Consider the following 22,984-nt stretch of genomic DNA (forward strand, 5'->3'; position numbering starts at 1 on the left):
ATCACCGGGCGATCCGTGAGGTACGGGCTGAGGAGGACACGGTGGAGGAAAACGTACGGGCCGGGCGATGTGTGGTCGCTGTGGACGGGCCGTCCGGTTCGGGTAAGTCCACCGTGTCGCGGCGGCTCGCCGCCGGCATCGGTGCGCGCTACCTGGACACCGGGGCGATGTACCGGGCGATCACGTGGGCCGTGCTGCGCTCCGGCGTGGACCTCACCGACGCCGCGTCGGTGGCCAAGGTCGCCGGCGAGGTCAAGCTGCACATCGGCACCCACCCGCAGGGGTACGCCGTGACCGTCGACGGTGTGGGCGTCGACGCCGACATCCGGGGCGCGGAGGTGACCGGGGCGGTCTCCGCCGTCGCCGCCGTGCCGGCCGTCCGTGAGCTGCTGGTCTCCCGGCAGCGCGAGATGATCGCCAACGCCGGTCGGATGGTGGTCGAGGGCCGGGACATCGGCTCGGTCGTGGCGCCGGACGCCGACCTCAAGGTCTTCCTGACCGCCTCCGAGGCGGCCCGCGCCGCCCGGCGTAGCGCCGAGGACGCCGCCGACGTGGCGGCCACCGCCGCCGACCTGGCCCGACGGGACCGGCTCGACTCGACCCGCAAGGTCAACCCGTTGGCGCAGGCCCCCGACGCCGTGGTGCTCGACACCACCGAGTTGGGCATCGACGAGGTCGTGGCACGACTGCGCGACCTGCTCACCGAGCGGGGTGTGGATGTCTCTCGTGACGGTCCGGAGCGCAGCGGAGGAGCGGCATGAGCGATCCAGGTGGGTGGGTCGAGCTGCGGGAGCCCGACGTCGCCGTCGAGGAACCGAGCGGCCCGCAGCCGGTGGTGGCCGTGGTCGGTCGCCCGAACGTCGGTAAGTCCACTCTGGTCAACCGGATCATCGGCCGCCGCCAGGCGGTCGTCGAGGACGTCCCGGGCGTGACCCGGGACCGGGTGCCGTACGACGCGCAGTGGAACGGTCGGGCGTTCACCGTGGTGGACACCGGCGGTTGGGAGCCGGACGCGAAGGACCGCGCCGCGGCCATCGCGGCGCAGGCCGAGACGGCGGTCGTCACCGCCGACGTGGTGCTCTTCGTGGTCGACGCGATGGTGGGCTCCACCGACGTGGACGAAGCCGCGGTGAAGATGCTGCGGCGCAGCGCCAAGCCGGTGATCCTGGTGGCGAACAAGGCCGACAACAACTCCATCGAGATGGAGGCCACCTCGCTGTGGTCCCTCGGTCTCGGTGAGCCGTTCCCGGTCTCCGCGCTGCACGGGCGTGGCTCCGGTGACCTGCTGGACGCCATCCTCGCCGCGCTGCCGGAGGCGCCGACGATCGTGGAGAACCGTCCGCGTGGGCCGCGCCGGGTGGCGCTCGTCGGGCGGCCGAACGTCGGCAAGTCCAGCCTGCTCAACCGGTTCTCCGGTGAGGAGCGGGCGGTCGTCGACTCGGTGGCGGGCACCACTGTGGACCCGGTGGACAGCCTGGTCGACATCGGCGGGCAGACCTGGCAGCTGGTCGACACGGCCGGGTTGCGCAAGCGGGTCGGCAAGGCCAGCGGCACCGAGTACTACGCCAGCCTGCGTACCGCCGGTGCGATCGAGGCCGCCGAGGTGGCCGTGGTGCTGCTGGACGCCAGCGAGCCGATCAGCGAGCAGGACCAGCGGATCCTGACGATGGTGACCGAGGCCGGCCGCGCGCTGGTCATCGCGTTCAACAAGTGGGACCTGGTCGACGCCGACCGTCGGTACTACCTGGACAAGGAGATCGACCGGGAGCTGCGCCGCATCCCCTGGGCGATCCGCCTGAACCTGTCCGCGATGACCGGCCGTGCGGTGGACAAGCTGGCCCCGGCCCTGAACAAGGCCCTCGCCAGCTGGGAGACCCGGGTGCCGACCGCGCACCTCAACCAGTGGTTGACCGCGCTGGTGCAGGCCACCCCCCACCCCGTGCGTGGCGGTCGGGCGCCGCGAATCCTGTTCGCGACGCAGGCCGGCGTGGCACCGCCACGGTTCGTGCTCTTCACCACCGGCCCGCTCGATGCCGGCTACCAGCGCTTCGTCGAGCGCAAGCTCCGCGAGGAGTTCGGGTACGAGGGCAGCCCCATCGAGATCTCGGTCCGTCCGAGGAAGAAGCTCGGCCCCGGCGGTCGAGGCAAGGCACACGGCTGACGCGTCTGCAGTTCTGCTCGAGGAATGCCGGATGGGCGAGACTGCCCGTCCGGCATTTCTCCTACCCCACCCTCCTAGGACGCTTTAGGGGGTGTGCGGTTGCGCGGTCTGCAGTCGTCTGGTGCGCGGGTGGGGCCTCTGCGAAAGGGCCGCGACTGCTGCGCTAAGCTGTACCGGCTGTCGCAGTGGGAAACCACGCGAGGGCGGGACGTGGCGCAGCTTGGTAGCGCACTTGACTGGGGGTCAAGGGGTCGTCGGTTCGAATCCGGCCGTCCCGACAGACAAAAAGCCCTGACCAGCGGAAACGCTGGTCAGGGCTTTAAGCTTGTCTATGGGGTTTTGAACCGCCCCCCGAAAACCCCCCTTTTACCGGGGTCGACAACCAGATCTGTCATCGATGGGCATCGTTGGGCGTTGCGGGTGCGGGGCTGTGTCGCTTGCCGTGATCGGTGCCGAGTCGCTCGAGGATGTCCGAGACGTCCGGGGCTTGGGCGGGCTTGGCGATGTAGTACGTGGCGGTGACCTCCTCGCTGGAGTGGCCGAGCTGCGCTGCGGCGCTTTTCGTGTCGGTCTCTTCCTTGATGAGGTCGTCGTGGGTTCAATTCCCTCGCTCCCACGAGCACCTGGCCGCTGGGACGGAGCTTGCATCGGTCATGGAGGTTACTACGAGCGAGCCGCTCCCTGGCTGCATCGCAGCTGAGAGCAGCGCCTCGTTGACCGAGAGGTTCGTTGCGTGCAGCAAGGTCCGCCGATGGTGAACCTGTATCGGGAGTCATCGCGACGCGCACGCGGTGAGGGCCTCAGGTTCGTTTCGCCGCCTGGCTGGGCGTCGGAAGATCGGTGACGACGGCCGCGAGGTCTTCCCACCCTCGGCTGGGCTGCCCATCGTCTGCTGGGCTGGCTTCCATATTGTTAGTCGCCGGGGAGGATTACCCGCGCGTGGTCGGGTAGCGAGGTCAGCACGCGACGCTGGCCGGTGGTCGGGTTGGCGGCGACCAGTTCGACGGCGTCTGTGGTCCAGCGTTGCAGGAGGATTGCGGTGCCGGCGAGGCCGATGAATTCCTCACCCTCGTCGCCTTGGGGCGTTACGAGGTCGATGCGGCCGGCTGGTTTGCCGGACCGCAGATCGACCCCGACCAGCGTCATGGGAAGCGCCGCGGACGCTTTCTGCGGTTGGCTGGTCGGGACGTCTTCCTGAGAGGCGACGAGAGCCCATACGGTCGGCGGATCGCCTCCGCCGCGTACGAGCGGGACGAGTGCGTCGCGAATGTCGCCGGGTCCTACCTGTTGGGTGGTGGGGATCGACACCGAACGGGTGTGGCCGTCGATGTCCTGGATCGCGATGGTGAGTTGGCTGCGCGGCTGGTGGTTTGGGCCGAGGTTGAACTCGGTGGTGGCTACTTCGCGTCCGTCGAGGAAGGCGAGCATTCGGCGGGGTGGCATCGCGGGTAGCGCAAGCGGGCGTAGCTCCCCGGTGGGCAGGGTGAATGTCGTGAACGTCTCGCTGGTGCGGGTGCTTTGCCCGAGCAGCATCGCTTGTCCGTCGGACGACCACTGCCGCACCTCGTGCCCGGGTGGGACGGGCAGGTCGGTGGTGCCGGTCAGGTCGCGGATCCACCATTGCCGGTCTCGGCGCTGGGCTAACCACTGCCCGTCGGGGGAGAGCAACTGATTGACTTCGCCCATGGTGGTCGGTCCGACGCTGAATTGGTCACCGGTTGCGGTCACCAGGTAGGTCGGCAGTTGAGGTAAGCCGCTGCTCGCCGCGGTGAAGCTTTTGGGGTCGCGGATTTGGTAGAGGAGGGCTGCCCGTCCGACGGCCCGGTCGGTGGGCAGGGCGGTCGGGGTGGGCGGTGGCAGCAGCCGGTCGGGCAGCCCGGAGAAAAGTTCCGGGCCCGATTCCAGGGCGGGGGCTTCGGTGGATGCCGGTGAGCGGGTGGCGCTCGTCCGCCAGGCCGTCACCCCGGCGGCCCCGGCGAGTAGCAGCCCGGTGAGCGCGACCGCCAGCCATCGCCGACGTTGGCGTGGTCCCGACGGCGTAACGGGTTCCGGTCCCGAAGCCGTGGATTTCATTGTCGTGCCCTCTCGATTCGGGTGTGCTGCCGGCGCACAGCACACGGGAGAACCGCCGGTGGGTCAACGGCTCGATCGGACCCGACGCCTAACCGTGATCTTGGGGGTGTTGATATCCGGTGAGTACCCCGCGTAGCCGGGCGCCGAGGGCTCTCGGGTCCTACAGGGAACCGATACGACCGGCAGGGACATCGTCGACGCCACAACCGCCGTCGCCTCTGTGCCGGAGTTGCGTCGCGGACCTTACCGCCAGACCCAAGCGGTGATGACGCGGTGCGGCGGTGGAGAGCGGCACGGGGCAACGCCGTCGTCGGCAGGTTCATTGGCAAATCGAACGCGCGGATGGTCCGCGGAAGAACCCGGAGGCGCGTCGACTCAACCACTGACGACCATCGTGATGTATATCACTTCGGAGGCTGGCCGATCTGGCTGTGGTTGCGCAAAGTGATGAAGCCAGTTCAGAGGGGCACAGCAATCGATCGCGAATGATCAATCGTTCGTCAGAGGCCCACGGTCGACGCCAAGGTGTGGCTCTAGGGGGCCGAGCGGAGAGATGACTGGCTCTATCGTCTCTGCCACTGCTCCTTGATCGATTGGACGTGTGGCATGGGCCGACGATGCCATCGCGGGCTGGCTGCGTGGATAGTGGCTGCTGTCGTCGGCAGCTTGCTCGTCACACCAACCCCCGCACGGGCCGCTGCGGCGGCTCCGACCTGCACGGCTGCCGCACCTTCAGAGGCCGAGGCATCGGCGATGGCTGCGGCTTGCGGTGCGCCGGTGCTCGTGGACGGTTCACGCACTGAACTGACGCAGGTGGTGGCACAGCCTGATGGGAGGCTGCGCTTCGAGTCGGCCGCCGCGCCGCAGCGCACTCGTAAGTCTGGGAGTTGGGCCGATATCGATCTCGACCTCGCGGCGGACGCGGACGGTACGTGGCGTCCCGCGGTGTCGGTGGCGGACGTGGCCTTTTCTGGTGGTGGCAACGGCCCGCTGGTGACCCTCAAGCGCGGTGGCAAGGCGATGATGATGTCGTGGCCCAGCGGCGCCTTGCCCGCCCCTGACGTGGTGGGGGACTCTGCCACTTACCACGACGTGTTGACCGATGTGGACCTTGTGGTACGGGCAACCCGGACCGGTTTCGGCCATACGCTGGTGGTGAAGTCGGCGGCGGCCGCCGCGAATCCGGCAGTGCGCCAGATCCGATTCGGGTTGAGCGGAGACGTCGAGGTGCGTCCCGAGTCGGGAGGAGGGCTGCGCGCCACTGCCGGCAGGTCCGTTATCGCCTCGGCTGAGCCGGCGGTGATGTGGGACTCCCGAACAGGGGCGGGCGCCGGAGGCTCCGCACGCAACAGGCTTGCGCCGACGGAGTCGGAGTCGGAGTCGACGCCAGCGGGCGCCGGTGATGCCGCTCAGGTGGCACCGGTGGCGGTGGAGATGGCGGGCTCCGATCTCGTCCTGCGTCCCGACACGGAGTTGCTGCAGGCACCCGACGCGGTCTTTCCGATCTTCATCGACCCGGCATGGTCGGTGTACAAGGCGAAGTGGGCTTACGCCACTCACAACGGCTCCACGAACACCGAATACTCCGTCGCGCGAGTCGGATTGAACCCGGACACCGATGCCCTGTACCGATCGTTCTTCGAATTCTCGACGGCCGCTAACGGGGTGTCCCTGAAAGGAAAACACATCGAATCCGCGCGGGTTGAGATGAACTTGACCCACTCGTATTCGTGTGACAGCACCGTGGCGTCTATGTACTTCTCCTCGGCGATCAACTCGACCATGAAGGCAAGCTGGTCGAAGATGTTGATCCCGACTCTCCTAGACACCGCCTCCGGGCACGCGAACGAAGCCGGCGGCTGCGACACGATCCAGCCGAACATGAAGATGAACTTCGAGGGTTCGACGGTGACGGCGCAGCTTCAGACCGCGGCAACCAAGAGCTGGAACAACATCACCTTCGGCTTCACCGCGCGAGCGTCAGACGGGTCTGGTGAGTCGACGCAGGGAAGGTGGAAGAAGTTCCTCCCGAACGACGCCAAGCTTTACGTCGACTATGACTCAAAGCCTGGCGTGCCGAACGGTCTGCAGGTCGCGGGTGTGGCCTGTCCCGCCTCCAGTGCCTTGACGATCGGCACCTTGACCCCAACGTTCTCGGCGGTATTTCCCGACGCGGATAAATCCGACTCCCTCACCGCTGCCTTCGAATGGATCCAAGTGCCCGCCAATGGCATGGGCGCGGTGACCGACACGTCCCCTGCCCGTAAGACGGCGCCACCGAACAAGAGCGGCATCAGCCCCAACTCGCGTGCCACCAGCACGGCGGTGTCTGTGACCACGGGTCCGACGTATGCGTTCCGCGCTAGAGGCACAGACAAGGCCCCCTATTCCTTGACGGGTCCATGGTCCGGCTGGTGCCAGTTCAAGGTGGACACCTCGAAGCCGTCAGTGTCGGCGCGGATGGTCACGCTTCCGGCAGGACCAGGCATGAGGGGCAGGGTCAGGATCGAGTCCAGCGACACGGACGTTGCCACGTTCATGTATGGCTGGGACGCCGCAACACGCGTTGTCAACGCGCAGGGAACGAACCCCCGGTTCGCCGAGGTGGACGTGACGGCGGCGAGTTTCGGCCGCAACGTGCTGCTGGTCAAAGCCGTGGATGCCACCTTGAACGAGGGCCACGGCTCGGTCGAGTTCACCGTCGCTCGATCGTCGGGACCGACGGCGAGGTGGGGCTTGGAAACCTACCCAGGGATGAATCAGGCGGCGGCGCTAGCGGACGGGGTGCCGTCTCCTACCTCTTCCCCGCTGACGGCATCGAACATGACATGGGTCAACGACGTCCGTCTGGCCTCCGGCCAGACGGCAACCTTCAACGGGACGTCATCGTTCGCTCAAGCCTCCGGGCAGGCCGTCGACACGTCGAAATCGTTCAGTGTCGCAGGCTGGGTGCGGCTGACGGACAAGTCGGTAGACCGGCCGTTGGCGAGTAAGGATGCATCCGGGTGGGCGTCGCTATATGTCCAGTACCAGAAAGGTACGGACCGGTGGGTGGCGCAGATGCCGTCCGCGACCTCGGGCACGGTCACCTGGTGGAACGCACGGTCGAGTTCCGTGCCGCAGACCAACACCTGGACACACCTCGCCGCCGCGTACGACTCAGCGGAGAACACCCTCAAGCTTTACGTCAACGGGACACTCGAGTCGACGGCGTCCGGTGTCGTGGGCTTCAACGACGCGACCCGGCCGTTCTACATCGGCAGGTCGGTGGCCGCCTGGTGGCACGGGAACCTCGCGGACGTGCAGGTCTTCGACCGGGTCTTGGTTCCCCAAGACTTCACCGGCCAGTCAGCGACCGATCCCCTGTCCGGAGGTTTCAACGAGCCGGGGATCATCACCCCCATAACCGTCGGCAGCTGGGATTTCGAGGACGCTCAGTCCTGCTATGTCACCGACTTTCGGGATTCCTGCGAGGCACCTGATTCGGTGACCTTGTGGGATCGATGGTTGGCGCTGACGAAGGGTTCGGAGATCGCAGCGGGCTACGGCGGGGGCCAGGGACTGTGGCTGGACTACCAGTACTTCCCCGACGACGGCTTCGAGGAGGGCACACAGGAATACGGACGCAGCGCTGTCAAGCTCGCCCCCCACACAGACGCCGAGGGCAATGAGCTGAACACGTGGCAAGAAAAGCCCGTTCTGCGAACCGACCATTCATTCACGGTGTCTGCCTGGGTCATGTTGAGCAGCCCGGTCGGGATGCGGACCGCAGTGTCGCAGCGCGGGGTCCACGAAAGCGCCTTCTGGTTGAAGTACCAGTCCGATGTCGCCAAGTGGCAGTTCGTGCTGAGCGATGAGGATGTGACAACAACCTCGACGATGAGCGTGAGATCAACCAACGCCGCCGAAAGCGAGGTCTGGACCCACCTGACCGGCGTATACGACGCAGGGCGTAAGGAAATCCGACTGTACGTCAACGGCGTCCTCGATGGAGTCGAAGACGTTCCGTTCACTCCGATGGCATCGAGCGGGCCGCTGCTGGTAGGCCGCGCGTTGTGGCACGACCAGGTGATTGACCAATGGACCGGCGGCATCGACGACGTCGCCGTGTTTCAGGGCGCTATGACCGACACCGCTGTGCTCAACTCATACAACTCCCGAGTGCCGGCCACTCCCGGCACCAACTCTCTGGTCGAGGACGAAAGTCTCGCCGCCGGTGAATACCTTCGCTCCGATGTCGGCAACTACCAACTCCTCATGCAGGACGACGGCAACCTCGTGCTCAGCCAGGCGGGTTTCCCGATCTGGGATACCGGAACCTGGGGCAATCCCGGCGCTTACACGATCTTGCAGACGGACGGCAACCTGGTTGTCTACAGCAGTGACCGCAGATCGTTGTGGAGCTCCAGAACCGGGGGCACAGCCGCAGGCCAACTAGTGCTGCGCGATGGAGGCGACCTGGTATTGGTCGATCCGGGCGGGACAGTTCTGTGGCACCGGTAGTTCTGCAGTAGAACATCGTTTTTCGGGCTCGGCCCTAGTACGGGGCCGGGCCGGAGCCCTCAGTCGGTCTGAGACCAGTCGGTCTCGCCCTTTCGAATCCCCAAGCTTTGTAGCGGTTGTTGAGAGGAACAGCTCATGTCGGCACGGTCTGCGCGCGGCTCGCGGTGGGTTCGTCGGAGTCATCGTGGTAGCAGCGGTCGGCGGCTGACAGTGGTCGGGTCGGTGGTCGCGGCACTGGTGCTGTCCCTGGTGCCCTACGTCCCGGCACCGGCGGTCGCTGCCGAAGCGCGACAGCCGTCGAAGCCGCCGGCGGAAAAGCTCGACCGTGATGGTGGCCCGGTGGCCGGTGGCAAGGCATGGCAGCAGAACCGCGTGACCTCCGCCCCCGCGCCAGCCCCTAAGTGGCCCGCGCCCGCAGCTGCCCGAGTCGACCTCGCTGCGGCGTCAGCACGCACGGCCAGCGGCCGCGGCGTGCGGGCAGGTGCCCTACCGGTCTGGGTCGATCGGGGCGCCGGCAAGGCCGGTGAGCCCCTTTCACAGCTCGACGTGAAGATCGTGGACCGGGCCACCCTCCCACAGGCGTGGCGCGATGGTCTGATGCTGCAGGTGAGCGCCGCGCAGGGTGCACCGACCGGCGTGGCGAAGGTGTCGGTCAACTACGACTCCTTCCGCTACGCCGCCGGCGGGTCCTGGGCGTCACGCCTGCGCCTGTGGCAGGTTCCACCGTGTGCGGTGAGCGACGCCGCCAGCCCGAGCTGCCGGGCAGTGCTGCTGCCCACTAAGAACGACGCTGCCGCAGGCATCGCCACCGCCGACGTGAGCGTCACATCGGCCACGGCCCCGGCCGGGTCCTTCCTGATGTTGGCCGCGGCACCTTCCGGATCCGACGGTGACTTCGGCGCGACGAGCCTCGCACCCTCGTCGACCTGGTCCAGCGGCGGCAATGCCGGGGATTTCGTGTGGGACTACCCGTTACGTGTGCCGCCCGCGACCGGCCCATCCCCATCGGTCGCCCTGAGCTACTCGTCGTCAACCGTGGATGGCCGCTCGGAGGTCACAAACAACCAGCCGTCGTGGATCGGTGAGGGTTTCGACTACTCCTCGGGCTACATCGAGCGGCGGTACGTACCCTGCGCCGACGACATGAAGAACGGGGCGACCAACACCACGAGGACCGGCGATCAGTGTTGGCGGTCCGACAACGCGACGATGAGCCTCAACGGCCGCGGCGGTGAGCTGGTATTCCAAGCCGGTAAGGGGTGGCACTCCCGTACCGAGGACGGCTCGAAGATCGAGAAGCTGACGGGTGCGACCAACGGGGACTCCGGCGATGCGACCTTCGGTGACGTGGGTGAGTACTGGAAGGTGACCACCACCGACGGCACCCAGTACTTCTTCGGCCGCCACAACCTGCCAGGCCAGTCGACCGCGACGAACTCCACCTTGACGGTGCCCGTGTTCGGCAACCATTCCGGCGAGCCGTGCGCGAAGAGCACCTTCGCCGGATCGGACTGTGTGCAGGCGTGGCGGTGGAACCTCGACTACGTCGTCGACGTGCGCGGCAACACCATGTCCTTCTGGTATGGCAAGGAGACCAACAAGTACGCCCGTAACGTCACCGACTCCGACGACGTTGCCTATGACCGGGCGGCTTACCTCAAGCGCATCGACTACGGCACGTACGACCGGACGACCGCGACGCACGGTGTCACCGAGCGCAGCACCACCCCGTACGCACAGGTCCTCTTCGAGACGGACATGCGCTGCTTCAGCAACTGTGGCACCGAGGCCGCCCCGGTGACAGCGAGTTGGAAGGACACCCCCTGGGACCAGGAGTGCAAGGCCTCGGCCACATCCTGTCCCCAGCAGTACACGCCGACGTTCTGGACCGCCAAGCGGTTGAAGTCGGTCACCACCCAGGTGTGGGACACCTGGGACCCCGCGAAGACTGCCCCGGCCTGGCAGCCCGTCGAGTCCTGGACCCTGGGGCACACATTCTCGGCCACCGCTGATTCCACCCACGGAGGGCTGTGGCTGGATCGCATCGACCACAAGGGCCTGGTCGGCGGAACCATCACCCTGCCGCCGGTGACGTTCGAGGCCGAGTCGCTGCCCAACCGGGTCTACACCGAGCACGGCACCACCGACAACTGGCTGCGGCTATCGAGCATCGTCACGGAAACCGGCGCCCGCATCAAGGTCGACTACTCCCGACCCGAATGCACCGCCGCCATCGTCGACACCCTGGCACCGCAGAGCAACACGCGCCGCTGCTACCCCGTCAAGGTGCCAGACCCGAACGACCCGACGGGCAACAAGCTCGTCACCGAGTGGTGGCACAAGTACCGGGTCGAACACGTGGCCGAGGACGACGTCCAACTCAAGGACGGGCACCAATCGCCGACCAAGCACACCTGGTACGACTACCCAGGCTCCCCGGCGTGGCACTTCGACGACGATGACGGCCTGACCAGGCCGGATCGTAAGACGTGGGGGCAGTGGCGCGGCTACAGCCAGGTCAACACCCGAGTCGGCGACGACGGAAACCCGCAGACGCTGACCAAGACGACGTTCCTACGGGGCATGCACGGCGACAGGCTCAGCCCCTCCGGCGGCACCCGCAGCGTGACCGTGCCCGCGTCGCTGGGTTCGGAGACCGTCTATGACGAGGACCAGTTCGCCGGGCAGGTCCGCGAGCAGATCGTCTACAACGGTGTCGACACCAAACCGGTGTCGAAGACCGTGAACGTGCCGTGGCGGTCGAACCCCACCGCGAGCCGCACCATCAACGGCGATCCCGTCGAAGCACGCTTCGTCAACACCCAAACGACATACGTCGCAACCGCCCTTGGCGTGGATGGTTCCCGAGGGTGGCGCACGTCCCGCAGCACCAACAGTTACGACCAGACGTACGGCACCACCAACTGGTCGCAGGACGACGGTGAATTCCCGAAGGCTGGCGACGAAAAGTGCGTGAGCTACGCATACAACCGCAACGTAGGGAAGAACCTCACGCAACTGGTCAAGCAGACCACGACCACCGCGTTGGCCTGCGGCACGAACCCCACCAGCGTCGACGACATCATCTCCGACGCCCGCACCTACTACGACGGCGCGACCAGCGTCGACACCGCACCCACCTTCGGATCGACGACCAAGACCGAACAGCTTCAAGACTGGGTCGCCGGCACCGGAACGGTCTGGCAGACGACCTCCCAGGCAACCTACGACTTCGCTGGCAAGCAGCGGACCTCCACGGACATCAGAGGCAACCTCACCACCACCACGTATACGCCGCCTGTGGGCGGACCCATCACGCTGGTCACCAGCACCAACCATCTGAGCTGGTCGTCGAAAGTCGAGACGAACCCCTACTGGGGCTCGACGACGAAAACCACCGACCCCAACGGCAAGATCACCGCTGAGGTGAAGTACGACGCGCTCGGACGTGTTGCCAGGGTATGGAAGCAAGGGTGGACGAGCGCCGCCAACCCGAACACCCCGTCCGCCCGGTACACCTACACGTTCGCAGCCGGGCGCGACAGCTACCCCTACGTCACGTCGCAGACCCTGAACGCTGACGGCAACTACATCACGTCGTACCAGATCACTGATGGTCTTTTGCGTCCACGCCAAACCCAGACGCCGTCGCTGGGCGGGAGCAGCGACCGGGTCGTCACCGACACCATCTATGACGAGATCGGGCGTGAGGCGGCAACCTACGCCGCCCACGCGGAGCCCGGGGCGCCGGCGGGCACCCTCTGGTGGGAGCCGGACTGGTCCCTTCCTGCGGTGACCAGAACCCTCTACGACGAGGCATCACGTCCCACCAACAGCATCTTCCTTGCTGGCGACGATATTGTTAAAAACCTCGTCGAGCGATGGCGCACCGTCACCAGTGACGAGGGTGACCTGACGAAGGTCACCCCACCGGAGGGCGGAACCCCCACCACGACGGTCATTGACGTCGAGGGTCGGACCGTCGCGCTGCGGCAACACACCACATCCAGCGGTGTCGACGGTGACTACCTCGAAACGACGTACGTCTTCAACCGCAAGGGTCAGGCGACAAAGCACGCCGACTCCGCCAAGAACGAATGGATCAACGAGTACGACGCCAAGGGTCGCCTATGGCGCACCACCGACCCGGACAAGGGCACCACGACCAGCACCTTCAACGACGACGACACCCTACGGAAGACCGTCGACGCCCGAGGGGAGGCCCTGTGGTACGTCTACGACCAGCTGGGCCGCAAGACACAGCTTCGCGACGACTCAGCGACCGGACGACTGCGCGCTGAATGGAAGTACGACACCCTCTACACCGGGCAGCCGGGATTCCGAGGGCAGCTGACCCAGAGCATCCGCTACGAATACAACTCAGCCGGCACGGCAAGCGCCTACAAGTGGCAGGCACGCGGGTTCACCGAGCGCTACCAACCGACCGGGGCCAACTACGTGATCCCGCCGGTCGAGACCGGCCTCGACGCGACCTACAACTACGGCTACGGATACTCCCAGTTCACCGGCGCCCCGACGACGATCTCGTACCCAGGTGGCGGCGGCCTGGTCACCGAGCAACTGACCACCGACTACGACGCCACCACCGGGATGCCCGTCCGGCTGGACACCAGCATCACCGGCTCTCCCACCCCCAGCACTATGGCAACCGCCGCCTATACCGCCTACGGCGAGCGTAAGGGGTCGATCTACAAGGTCCCCGGCAACAATGCATCGTTCACCCAGGACACTGTCTACCGGGAGGAATCGACCCGCCGCGTCGACCGAATCAAAGTCGAGCGATCAACGAGTGTCGGCACCGTCTCGGACCGCCGCTACTTCTACAAAGACGCCGGCAACTTCGAATCAATCACTGACACCCCAGAGGTTGGTCAGGCGGACGTTCAGTGCTTCCGTGAAGACACCCTGGGCCGATTGACGACGGCGTGGACCCCGAAACCCGAGGTTTCCTGCGACACCGATCCCACCGTCGGCAACCTCGGTGGGCCGGCGCCCTACTGGCATGACTGGACTGTCAACGACACCGGCAGCCGGCTCAACGAGACCAGCCGTACCAGCAGCGGGAACACTACCCGCGACTACGTCGTACCCAATGGTGGTCAAGGCGTCGTGCGCCCGCACGCCGTCACCCAAATGACCACCGCGGCTCCCGGACAACCGGCGGTGGCCACCAAATACGGCTACGACAACGCGGGCAACACCACCTGCCGGCCCGCCAGCAACACCGCCAACGACTGCGCAACAGGCACCAACAGCCAAACACTGGGCTGGGACCCCGAAGGCAAGCTCGCCACCGTCACATCCGGCGGCACGACCATCGAGACCAACATCTACGACACCAACGGTGTCCGACTCATCCGCCGCGACACCACCGGCACCACCCTGTACCTACCCGGTCAGGAAATCCGCCGCCAAGGCGGCGCCAACATCGGCACCCGGTACTACGACTTCGCCGGAGTGACCTGCGCCAGCCGCACCGCAGGCTCAGCGGTCACCGACCTGACCTGGCTTTACAGCGACCACCAAGGCACCCAACAAATCGCCATCAACGCCGGCACTCAGAAGGTAGACATCCGCCGGCAAACCCCCTACGGAACCCCGCGCGGGTCCAATCCCACCTGGCCCAACAACAAGGGCTTCGTCGGCGGCGACAACGACCCCACCAACCTCGTCAACATCGGAGCGCGGCAGTACGACCAGAGTCTGGGTCGGTTCATCTCGGTCGACCCGCTCATGGACCTGACCGACCCACAACACTGGAACGCCTACTCCTACGCCAACAACAGCCCTATCACCCTTTCCGACCCCAGCGGCCTCGACCCCGGCGGCGGCCAGCGGATTGACCAAGAAAGAGAAGCGGCTAAGCCGTCTGCCTCTGGTGGCGGCAGCAAGGGGTCGTCGGGTGGCAGCAGCGCCGTCGGCGACAACAACGTAAAGGCAGCCCGAATTGCGGCAAAGGGCGCCTTCCTCGCGACCTACACCGACGACAACATCAACTGCAAGGCTCACGAGGGTGACTGCCTTACGTATCGCATGGCGGTGGTTGAGAAGGACTTCGACCCGATCAAAGCGGAGATCCTGATCCTGTGTGGCGGTGGGCGCTTGGACTACACCAACTGCCTCAACCAGTACGGCTTCGAATGGGATTGCGGCGTCGCGGCGTGTCCCGAATCGATGATGTACGCCGGCGAAATCGTGGCCGAAGTCGCCATGGCCGGAGGATTCGGGGTCGCCAGCCGCGCCCTCGTCACCGTCACCGCCGCCAGAACCACCGCCAAAGCTAGTTCGGCGAGCGGTAAAGTGAGCGTGCCATGGACTTCCTGGCAGAATTATCCAAAGGTCATGCAGGGTGGTCGCGAGTACGCCCAAGTCGGGGACCGGCTCTACACGCGACACGCCGTAGATCGATTGCAGCCGGGTGGGTTGGGTAGCCCAGCTGGGATTGTGGGTCAGGGACGGGGCATTGCGCCGAGCTTTGTCGATGATGTCCTTTCGAACATTGAAGGCGTACCCGTGAAGGGGCCGAAGGGTGAATCACGACTAATGTATAACAGTGGTACCGTCAAGGTCGTCACCGAGGACAGCATCGTCATTACGGTGATGACACGATGATTATGTCTGAATACAACGCCAAGATCGCAGCTCGCCTCAACGCTGCCATCCGGGACTTTGAAACCGAATTGCTTACTCTCGATGAGATCCAAGCTGCTTTGCAGTCGGCAATTTCGTTGTTCGAGAACGATCGCTCAAGAGTTTCCGAGCTCGTCCGGCTCGCGGAGGTGGACCTTGAAGAAATTCAGTTTACCGTTCTGGCAGCTGAGCAGCGACCCGCTGCGATCTTTCGGCTCGCCCGCCTCAGGGCATCGTTAGTGGAGTTGAGCAGTGGCTAGCGCTTCCACATTCCATCTCGTCGCTGAACGCTGAGTTCCCAGGAGACCATCGGCGGCTGACTGCGCCTCGACGGGCACGACCGGCTTGCTGCCTTGCCTGGCCGAGGTGGTCGAGCCGCCACTGCTGACCCTGACGATGGTCGCCGACGTCGACGAGGTGAACGGTCTCGGACGAACTCTGGGCCGAGATCGAGCCGTTGCTGCCACCCCGCCCGCCACGGCGGCACCGGTTTCCGGGCCGTAAGCCCCTCGACGACCGCAATGTGTTGTGCGGAATCTTGTTCGTGCTTCACACCGCGATCCCGTGGGAGTACCTGCCTCAGGAACTGGGCTTCGGCTCTGGGATGACCTGTTGGCGTAGATTGCGGGACTCGAACGACGCCGGTGTGTGGCAGCAGCTGCACGAGGTGTTGCTCGGTAGACTGCGGGCCGCCGGGCAGTTGGACATGTCGCGGGCGGTGATCGACGGCTCCCACATCCGGGCACTCAAGGGTGGCCCAAAACCGGTCCGAGCCCGGTCGACCGCCGCAAGCCAGGCTCGAAACACCACGTCATCACCGACGCGGGCGGCATCCCCCTCGCCGCGTCCCTGACCGCCGGGAACCGGCACGACGTCACATAACTGCTGCCCTTGAGTCGACAAGGTTCCCCCGGACCAAGGGCATCCGCCGCCGGCCCCGGCAACGGCCCGACCGAATCTATGCAGATCGCGGCTACGAATTCGACAAGTACCGACGCGAGCTACGCACGCGCGGCATCACACCCGTCATCGCCCGACGCGGCGTCGGTCACGGTTCTGGGCTTGGCACCCGACGAGGGGTCGTGGAGCAGTCCATCAATCTGCTGCACTGGTTCCGCCGCCTTCGGATCCGCTGAGAGATCCGCGACGACATCCACGAAGCGTTCCTCACCCTCGCATGCGCCATCATCTGCTGGCGCCGGCTGCAGCGCTCAAAGAGTTAGGAGTTTTTAGTGGGGTGGCAGTGGTGCGGCCGGGCGTATGGCTGTGAAGTCGGCGTGTTCGTATCGGGTGGCGGAGAGCAGTAGCAGCCACTCGTCACAGCCCTGCCACGGGTATAGATCGGCGGCTCCGCCGCGTACGGTCCGGGGCCCGTCTCCGGTCCGCGGTCGCGCGGTCGACGGTGCGCCGTCGAAGCCGGGGATCCACACGTCGGCGCAGAGTTCGTTCGCCGAGCCCATCGCCGCCAGCCCGAACGCGTTCTCGCTGGCTGCCGTCCGCGTCTCGTCGCCGAAATCGTCGAGAAGCTGGTCCTCGTCGGGTTTCCCGTCACCGTGAAAGGTCAGCGTGGTGGTGCCGGCCCGGGCTGCGTATTCCCACTGCGCCTCGCTGGGCAGCTGGAACGGCAACAACTCGAGCAGGCCCTCCAGGTCGCCTTCGAGCCGAGCCGTGCCGGTGTCCGCCTCGGCGTAGTTGTCGTCGTACTCGGGCAGCCAGGACCGGACCTGCGCCACGGTCAGCGGGTGCCGGGCGAGCAGGAACGACTCGACGTGCACCTCGCGTACCGGTTGTGCGCCCGTGGCGCTGGCAAGGAACGGGTCGATGGTGTCCTCGACACCGCCGCTGCGCTCAATGGCGCGTACCGCATCGAGCTCCGCCTCGGACAGCCCCATCCGGAACACGCCGCCCGGAACCTCGCGAAATACGACTCCCGACGGGATGTGCCGCCACGCCGGTCGCCCGGCCACGATCTCCTCGATCCACATGGCGGCGAACGCTAGCAGCCAACCCGCCCGGTGGTCTCTCCCGATGCCCCGCAGCTTGCGCACAGATCAACTGGCTGTCAAAGCTTCAGGTCGAAAGCTGGCAGCATCACTGACTGGGCCTGGCAGCGTCGCCCGGCGACCAACTGGCTGACGAACGCACACATCGCACCAACACAACTCACCCCCGTTTACCCCCCGAAAACCCCGCCCGATCATTGGCGAAGGGTGACAAGAGGCGATGAGTGCCATGCTGTGTTTCACAGCTCAACGACCATCTTCGGCAAGCAATGACAAGCTTGATCCGTTTACTGTTGGTAACAAGGGGTTTTGACAAGCAATGACAAGCCTTGAACGAGGCTCGACATGAGGTTCTCCTGGGATCAAATTTGCGCGTCCCCCACGAGCGCTCGGCGCTGAATGTAGCGGCCAACTCCCGCAACGTGGGAGCGATTCGCGAAGCCGTCCGTGTACAACAGCACCCTCGGTTCAGGAATTTGCGAGGGATGCTCTCACCTTCGCTCGCGGTACTCCCAACGGCGCTGGTTGTGCGGATACCCTACCGGCCCTGCGCTTATCGCGAGGTTGCCCGGACGGATTGCGACATCGCCAGTGGGGCCCGACGTGATCGGGCCAAGTCCGGCTTGGAGATCCGCCTCGAAACCGGGCAGCTTGAGGCGGACGAGCGAGGGCAGCAAGACGGCGACGGCGACCAGTCCTACCAGGATCGGCGTTATGGTGGTGATCATGACGACCGTGACGCGGTTTGACAAGAAGAACGCGGTCCACATCACGGAGAGTAGACCGAGCGCGACAGCAGCGACGGTGGCCGTGCCGAGAGCGGCGCTGCGGGCGGTACGGCTTTCCCGTTCAAGCAACTGGACCACGCGCTGTGCGTCCACGTGACCTTCGTCAATCTTCAAGCAGCGGCGAAGATGTTGCAGTGCTTGACGTCGTGAATGTGCGTCGCCCACTGCGCCGACCGACGAGATTCCACCGAGCCGAGCCTTGCAGACGGCCGCGACGTAGTACGGGTCTGGTTCACCGGCGGGAACGCCCTTAATCGCCTCAATGGCCTCGGCGTACGCCTCGGCAAAGACGTCGTCATTCTGCGTCGCGTCGGCCTGGTGGAAGAGCAGGCGGGCTAAGGCCAGGTGCAGCCGCCACGGTACGGCCGCCTTGCTCAGGCCCTCCCGCAACACGTCTTCTGCTTCCCGCGACTGCCCCAGCGCCGTGAGCGCCTCGGCAAGACCAAGTGCGGCCTCCTGGACTGACGGATCCGTACGCAGCACTCCCCGGAAAAGGCGGGCCGCCTCCTGCGGCTCTTCCGTGAGCAGACGCAGATGCCCCAGTTCGACGTGCGCCGGGGCGTTGTGGGCATCCTGTGCAACGGCAATGCGCAAGTGCGTTTCTGCCTCGTCGTAACGACCCAACTGCGTATACAAGGCAGCGAGGTCTGTGTGGCTACCCCTGTATGGGTCGACCTCCAGCGCCCGTGTGAGGTGGTACTCGGCAGCAGGCAGCCGGCCGAACCGATAGTCGATCACGCCTAAGCACACCAACGCGGCGGCGTCGACTTGCTCGTCGACCAATGCGAAGCAGATCTGCTCCGCCTGTTCCCATTGGACACGCTCGTCCTGCCGTACCAGCGCCCATGCCCTGCCCAAACGGTACTCTCGGTCGTGTGGCATCAGTTCGACCGCTCGGCCAAACTGCTCCTCGGCGGCCACATAGTCGCCGGACGTGAACTCGACCCAACCCAGGCCGGCGATGGAAGCAGCGCGTTCCTCGTCCGATAGGGCAGTGCGTTCTAGCCGGCCGAATGTTGATCGTGATGCCGATAATCTGTCGGAGTCGTGTTGAATCCGCGCCAGTTCCACCTCCAGTTCACGTAGGTGAGGCTGCTCACGTACCAGCAGGGCGATCAACCGCTCTGCCTCGGCGTAACTACGTAAGGCGCGCAGCGCGGTTGATTGGCGCACCAACACCCGAGGGTCTGCCGCGCTGTACCGTCCTGCCTCCTCGTAGCAGGCGAGCGCCTGACGCGTCTGTAGTCGGTCTTCGAAGACCCGCCCGAGGCTTAGGTGCAGCGTCTGATCGCTCGGCCGCAGCCTCAACGCCATCTGCGCGGCCTGCTCGGCATCCGAGTGGCGTAGAAGCTGTTGAAGTACGTTCACCCGGCGCTCGACGACCTGCACATGCCCAGGATCCAGGGCCAGGGCCTGATCGAACACGGCAAGAGCTTTCTGATGTTCGTGCCGAGCAACGTGTACCTGACCCAACTCACTCAGCAGGTCGACACTGTCTGGGCGGGTGTCGACCGCCTTCGCGGCGGTGGCTAGCGCGCCGGCAAGGTCGTGCGACAGGCGCAGTAGCCGGATGCGTGCTGTGAGCGCCGTATCATTGCGTGCGTCGAGGGCAAGGGCGCCCTGTACACAGTCGAGGGCTTGTCGGTACTGTCCCCTGTCCTCCGCAACGCTTGCCAGCTCTAATCGAAGGGCTGGCGAGTCGGAGCGGGCGTCGATCGCCTCGCGGGCGGCCCGCTCAGCCTCGTCGAGGCGCCGCAGCTGCCGAAGCTCTGTAATACGCCAAGCCTGTGCCCATTGGTGTCGGGGATCGATGGCGAGGGCCTGTTCGGCGGCCGTCAAGGCCCGCTCGTAATCGTACTGATCGTCGTACAAGTAGCTGAGCTGAAGGTATAGCGCGGGCGTTTGGGGCCGCCTCTCAATCGCTTCGCGGGCGGCCTGCTCGGCGTCGTTGTAGCGTCTCAGTCGCCGTAGTCCACTAACCCGCCACACCAGGGCCCATTCATGCCGTGGGTCAATGGTGAGCGCTTGCTCGACGGCTGCTAGAGCCTGCTCGTCGTCATGTCGGTCTCGGTGAACGGCACTGGCTTCCACATGTAGGGCTGGGGAGTCTGGGTGATCGTCGATCGCTTCGCGGGCGGCCTGCTCCGCTTCTTGGAAACGTCGCAGCTGCCGTAGTTCTGTGATCCGCCAAACCCGTGCCCACTCGTGCCGTGGGTCGATGGTGAGGGCTTGCTCGACGGCCGTTAAGGCGCGTTCGTAGTCGAACTGATCGTCGTAGATGTAGCTGAGCTGCAGGTACGGGTCTGGGGAGTTGGGCCGGGCGTCGGCTGCCGTGCGCGCGGCCTGTTCGGCTTCTTCGAAACGCCGTAGCCGCCGTAGGCCGAAAATCCGCCAGCCCAGGGCCGATTCGTGCCGTGGGTCGATGGCAAGGGCTTGCTCGGCGGACGCCAAGCCGCGCTCGTAGTCGTGCTGGTCCTCGTAGATGTAGCTGAGCTGGAGGTACGGGTCTGGGGAGTTGGGCCGGGCGTCGGCTGCCGTGCGCGCGGCCTGTTCGGCTTCTTCGAAACGTCGCAGCTGCCGTAGTTCTGTGACCCGCCAAGCCTGTGCCCACTCGTGCCGTGGGTCGATGGTGAGGGCTTGCTCGACGGCCGTTAAGGCGCGTTCGTAGTCGTACTGATCGTCGTAGATGTAGCTGAGTTGGAGGTAGGGCTCTGGGGAGTCTGGGCGATCGTTGATCGCTTCGCGGGCGGCCTGCTCGGCCTCCTCAAAACGCCGAAGTTGCCGAAGCTGCGTGATGCGACCCGTAATGGCCCAAACGTAGCGTGGGTCAATGGCAAGGGCCTGCTCGGCGGCCGTCAAGGCACGTTCGCAGTCGCGCTGCTCGTCGTAGATGTAGCTGAGATGGAGGTACGGGGCCGGGGAGTCGGGCCGGGCGTCGGCTGCCGTGCGCGCGGCCTGTTCGGCTTCTTCGAAACGCCGTAGCCGCCGTAGGCCGAGAATTCGCCAGCCGAGGGCCGATTCGTGCCGTGGATCGATGGTGAGGGCTTGCTCGACGGCCGTTAAGGCGCGTTCGTAGTCGCACTGATCGTCGTAGATATAGCTGAGTTGGAGGTAGGGCTCTGGGGAGTCTGGGCGATCGTTGATCGCTTCGCGGGCGGCCTGCTCGGCCTCCTCAAAACGCCGAAGTTGCCGAAGCTGCGTGATGCGACCCGTAATGGCCCAAACGTAGCGTGGGTCAATGGCAAGGGCCTGCTCGGCGGCCGTCAAGGCACGCTCGCAGTCGCGCTGCTCGTCGTACACGTAGCCGAGAGCCAGTCGCAGCACCGTCGAGTCGGGTCGGACGTCGATTGCTTGGAGAGCCGCCTGCTCGGCGTGGTCGAGCCGCCGTAGCTGCCGCAGAACATCGATCCGCTGACTCAGGGCTGGAACGAGGCGTGGGTCAATGGCAAGGGCTTGCTCGACGGCCGCCATGGCACGCTCAAAGAGGTGCTGGTCCTCGTGCAAGTAGCTTAGTTCAACGTACAGCAGCGGCGCGTCCGGCCTGCGGGCAATGGCATCGTGAGCGCTCCGCTCGGCGTCGTCCCAGCGTCGCAAGCGCCTTAGCTCGGTCGTGCGCCACTCAAGCGCGTCGGCAGAGCTCGGGTCGATGGTATGAGCCCGTTCGAAAGCCACTAGAGCGTCTTCGTGGCGGTGACCTTCGTGAAAGACGTGTCCGAGTTCGAGCCAGGGCCGAGGGTCATCCTCCCTCTCACCGATCGCGTCGTGTGCCAACCGCTCAGCTTCGGCCAGGCGGCGCAGGCCGCGTAGCGCCTCCAGTCGTACCTGTAGGGCGGCCACCTCTGCAGGAGTGGCGGCGACCAGGTCGAGTTCGGCAAGTGCCCGCTTGAACTGGTAGCGGTCTAGCAGACTTCGGGCGTACTCGATGCGAGGCGGGTCAGCGGTCAGACCGATCGTGGTGGCGACCGTATCGACCTCGTCGAACCGGCGCGTCTGGCGTAGCCCATGCAGCAACCAACGGAGCGCTCGTGGATCATCTCGATCGAGCGTGTATGCCTCTTGGAAGTACGGCACAGACTCCTCGAACCGATACTGGTCGATCAAAAGGCGGCCGGTCGAGATGCGTACTAGTGCGCTCGTGGGATGAATCTGGGATGCCTCGGCAGCCAGATTCGTGGCCGCGACGTAGTGGTGCCCCCGGCTGAGGCTCGCAATCAGCCAGGCAGACACATCAGCCGTGCCTCCATTCAACTCGTATGCGCGACGAAGCACTCCAGCGGCGTCGTCCGGCCGGTGCCGAGCAAGCAGCACCCGAGCGTGTGCGACGGCTAGGGCGTCGGTCGGTTCCGGCTGCCCCATCAGGACGTCATTGAGTAGGTGCAGCGCGCTTGCCGTCTGAAACGTGCGCCGAAGTTCGTCAACGCGTCGGACCAGGTCATCGGTGTGTCGAGAGGGACCTTCTGGCCTAACCCCTTCCTGCTCAACTGGGGCTCTAGATGCCTTAGCGGGAACCACTTTAGTGGCGGGGATCTTGGGCATCGGGTACTCCTCCGGTTGCCTCGGACTGGAGGCAAGAGCCAATGTTTCACGCTCTATCCCGCTGGCACTGTCGACTAGACGACCCAACCCGTTGGTAGCGCGCGGAAGCCTGCGAGAGCCGCACGATCGCCGAGACGGTGAGTCAGCGCTGCGTCAGCGTGAGACACAAGGATCTCCTGGTCTGTGGGGTGGTCGCCTTCAGCAGCTCGACTCCACGACAGGAGGCTTCCGGTACAACTGCAAGACGCAGGTCGACGAGGCTCCGTTCT

Annotated in this window: 8 protein-coding genes, 1 tRNA gene and 1 pseudogene; 7 read left to right on the forward strand and 3 right to left on the reverse strand. The window is 65.6% G+C overall.

The annotated features are described in order from the left end of the window. Positions 1-41 precede the first annotated feature (41 nt). The 3 genes from cmk to O7616_RS16830 all read left to right on the forward strand — a co-directional run bounded on the left by cmk (position 42) and on the right by O7616_RS16830 (position 2,439). Complete coding sequence (cmk, locus tag O7616_RS16820) at positions 42-761, forward strand: (d)CMP kinase (protein ID WP_282302835.1); 720 nt, start codon at positions 42-44, stop codon at positions 759-761. After that, positions 758-2,161, forward strand: coding sequence for a ribosome biogenesis GTPase Der (der, locus tag O7616_RS16825; RefSeq protein WP_282302836.1), 1,404 nt, complete (start codon positions 758-760; stop codon positions 2,159-2,161). The genes cmk and der overlap by 4 nt, the downstream gene beginning before the upstream one ends. A 204-nt stretch (positions 2,162-2,365) precedes the next feature. After that, positions 2,366-2,439, forward strand: a tRNA-Pro gene (locus O7616_RS16830). Between the two features lie 634 nt (positions 2,440-3,073). Here O7616_RS16830 and O7616_RS16835 read toward each other — a convergent pair. Further along, positions 3,074-4,234: a hypothetical protein gene (locus O7616_RS16835; RefSeq protein WP_282302837.1), complete on the reverse strand. Its 1,161-nt coding sequence runs from the start codon at positions 4,232-4,234 to the stop codon at positions 3,074-3,076. A 645-nt stretch (positions 4,235-4,879) separates the two neighbouring features. On the opposite strand from O7616_RS16835, the gene O7616_RS16840 reads away from it, so the two are divergent. The 4 genes and pseudogenes from O7616_RS16840 to O7616_RS16855 all read left to right on the forward strand — a co-directional run bounded on the left by O7616_RS16840 (position 4,880) and on the right by O7616_RS16855 (position 16,611). After that, positions 4,880-8,737: a LamG-like jellyroll fold domain-containing protein gene (locus tag O7616_RS16840; RefSeq protein ID WP_348773817.1), complete on the forward strand. Its 3,858-nt coding sequence runs from the start codon at positions 4,880-4,882 to the stop codon at positions 8,735-8,737. A 222-nt stretch (positions 8,738-8,959) separates the two neighbouring features. Continuing rightward, a complete protein-coding gene (locus O7616_RS16845) occupies positions 8,960-15,370 on the forward strand; it encodes an RHS repeat-associated core domain-containing protein (protein ID WP_282302839.1) in 6,411 nt (2,136 codons plus the stop codon). A gap of 2 nt (positions 15,371-15,372) precedes the next feature. Next, positions 15,373-15,648 carry a hypothetical protein gene (locus tag O7616_RS16850; RefSeq protein ID WP_282302840.1) on the forward strand — a complete coding sequence of 92 codons (276 nt, stop codon included), beginning with the start codon at positions 15,373-15,375 and terminating at the stop codon, positions 15,646-15,648. A gap of 188 nt (positions 15,649-15,836) precedes the next feature. Beyond that, positions 15,837-16,611 (forward strand): annotated as a pseudogene (locus O7616_RS16855) (IS5 family transposase). Positions 16,612-16,617: 6 nt separating this feature from the next. Here the strand turns inward: O7616_RS16855 and O7616_RS16860 are convergent. Then, positions 16,618-17,373, reverse strand: coding sequence for an SUMF1/EgtB/PvdO family nonheme iron enzyme (locus O7616_RS16860; protein WP_282302841.1), 756 nt, complete (start codon positions 17,371-17,373; stop codon positions 16,618-16,620). Between the two features lie 509 nt (positions 17,374-17,882). Next, positions 17,883-22,406, reverse strand: a complete 4,524-nt coding sequence (locus O7616_RS16865; protein WP_282302842.1) for a tetratricopeptide repeat protein — start codon at positions 22,404-22,406, stop codon at positions 17,883-17,885. Positions 22,407-22,984 lie beyond the last annotated feature (578 nt).

It is taken from the genome of Micromonospora sp. WMMD964, from assembly GCF_029581455.1.
Taxonomy (GTDB): Bacteria; Actinomycetota; Actinomycetes; order Mycobacteriales; family Micromonosporaceae; genus Micromonospora.

What these genes read in the sequence shown, in the direction of transcription:
- der (WP_282302836.1), top strand. Translation starts at nt 758, where the DNA reads ATGAGCGATCCAGGTGGGTGGGTCGAGCTGCGGGAGCCCGACGTCGCC.
- O7616_RS16835 (WP_282302837.1), bottom strand. Translation starts at nt 4,234, where the DNA reads ATGAAATCCACGGCTTCGGGACCGGAACCCGTTACGCCGTCGGGACCA.
- O7616_RS16850 (WP_282302840.1), top strand. Translation starts at nt 15,373, where the DNA reads ATGTCTGAATACAACGCCAAGATCGCAGCTCGCCTCAACGCTGCCATC.
- O7616_RS16860 (WP_282302841.1), bottom strand. Translation starts at nt 17,373, where the DNA reads ATGTGGATCGAGGAGATCGTGGCCGGGCGACCGGCGTGGCGGCACATC.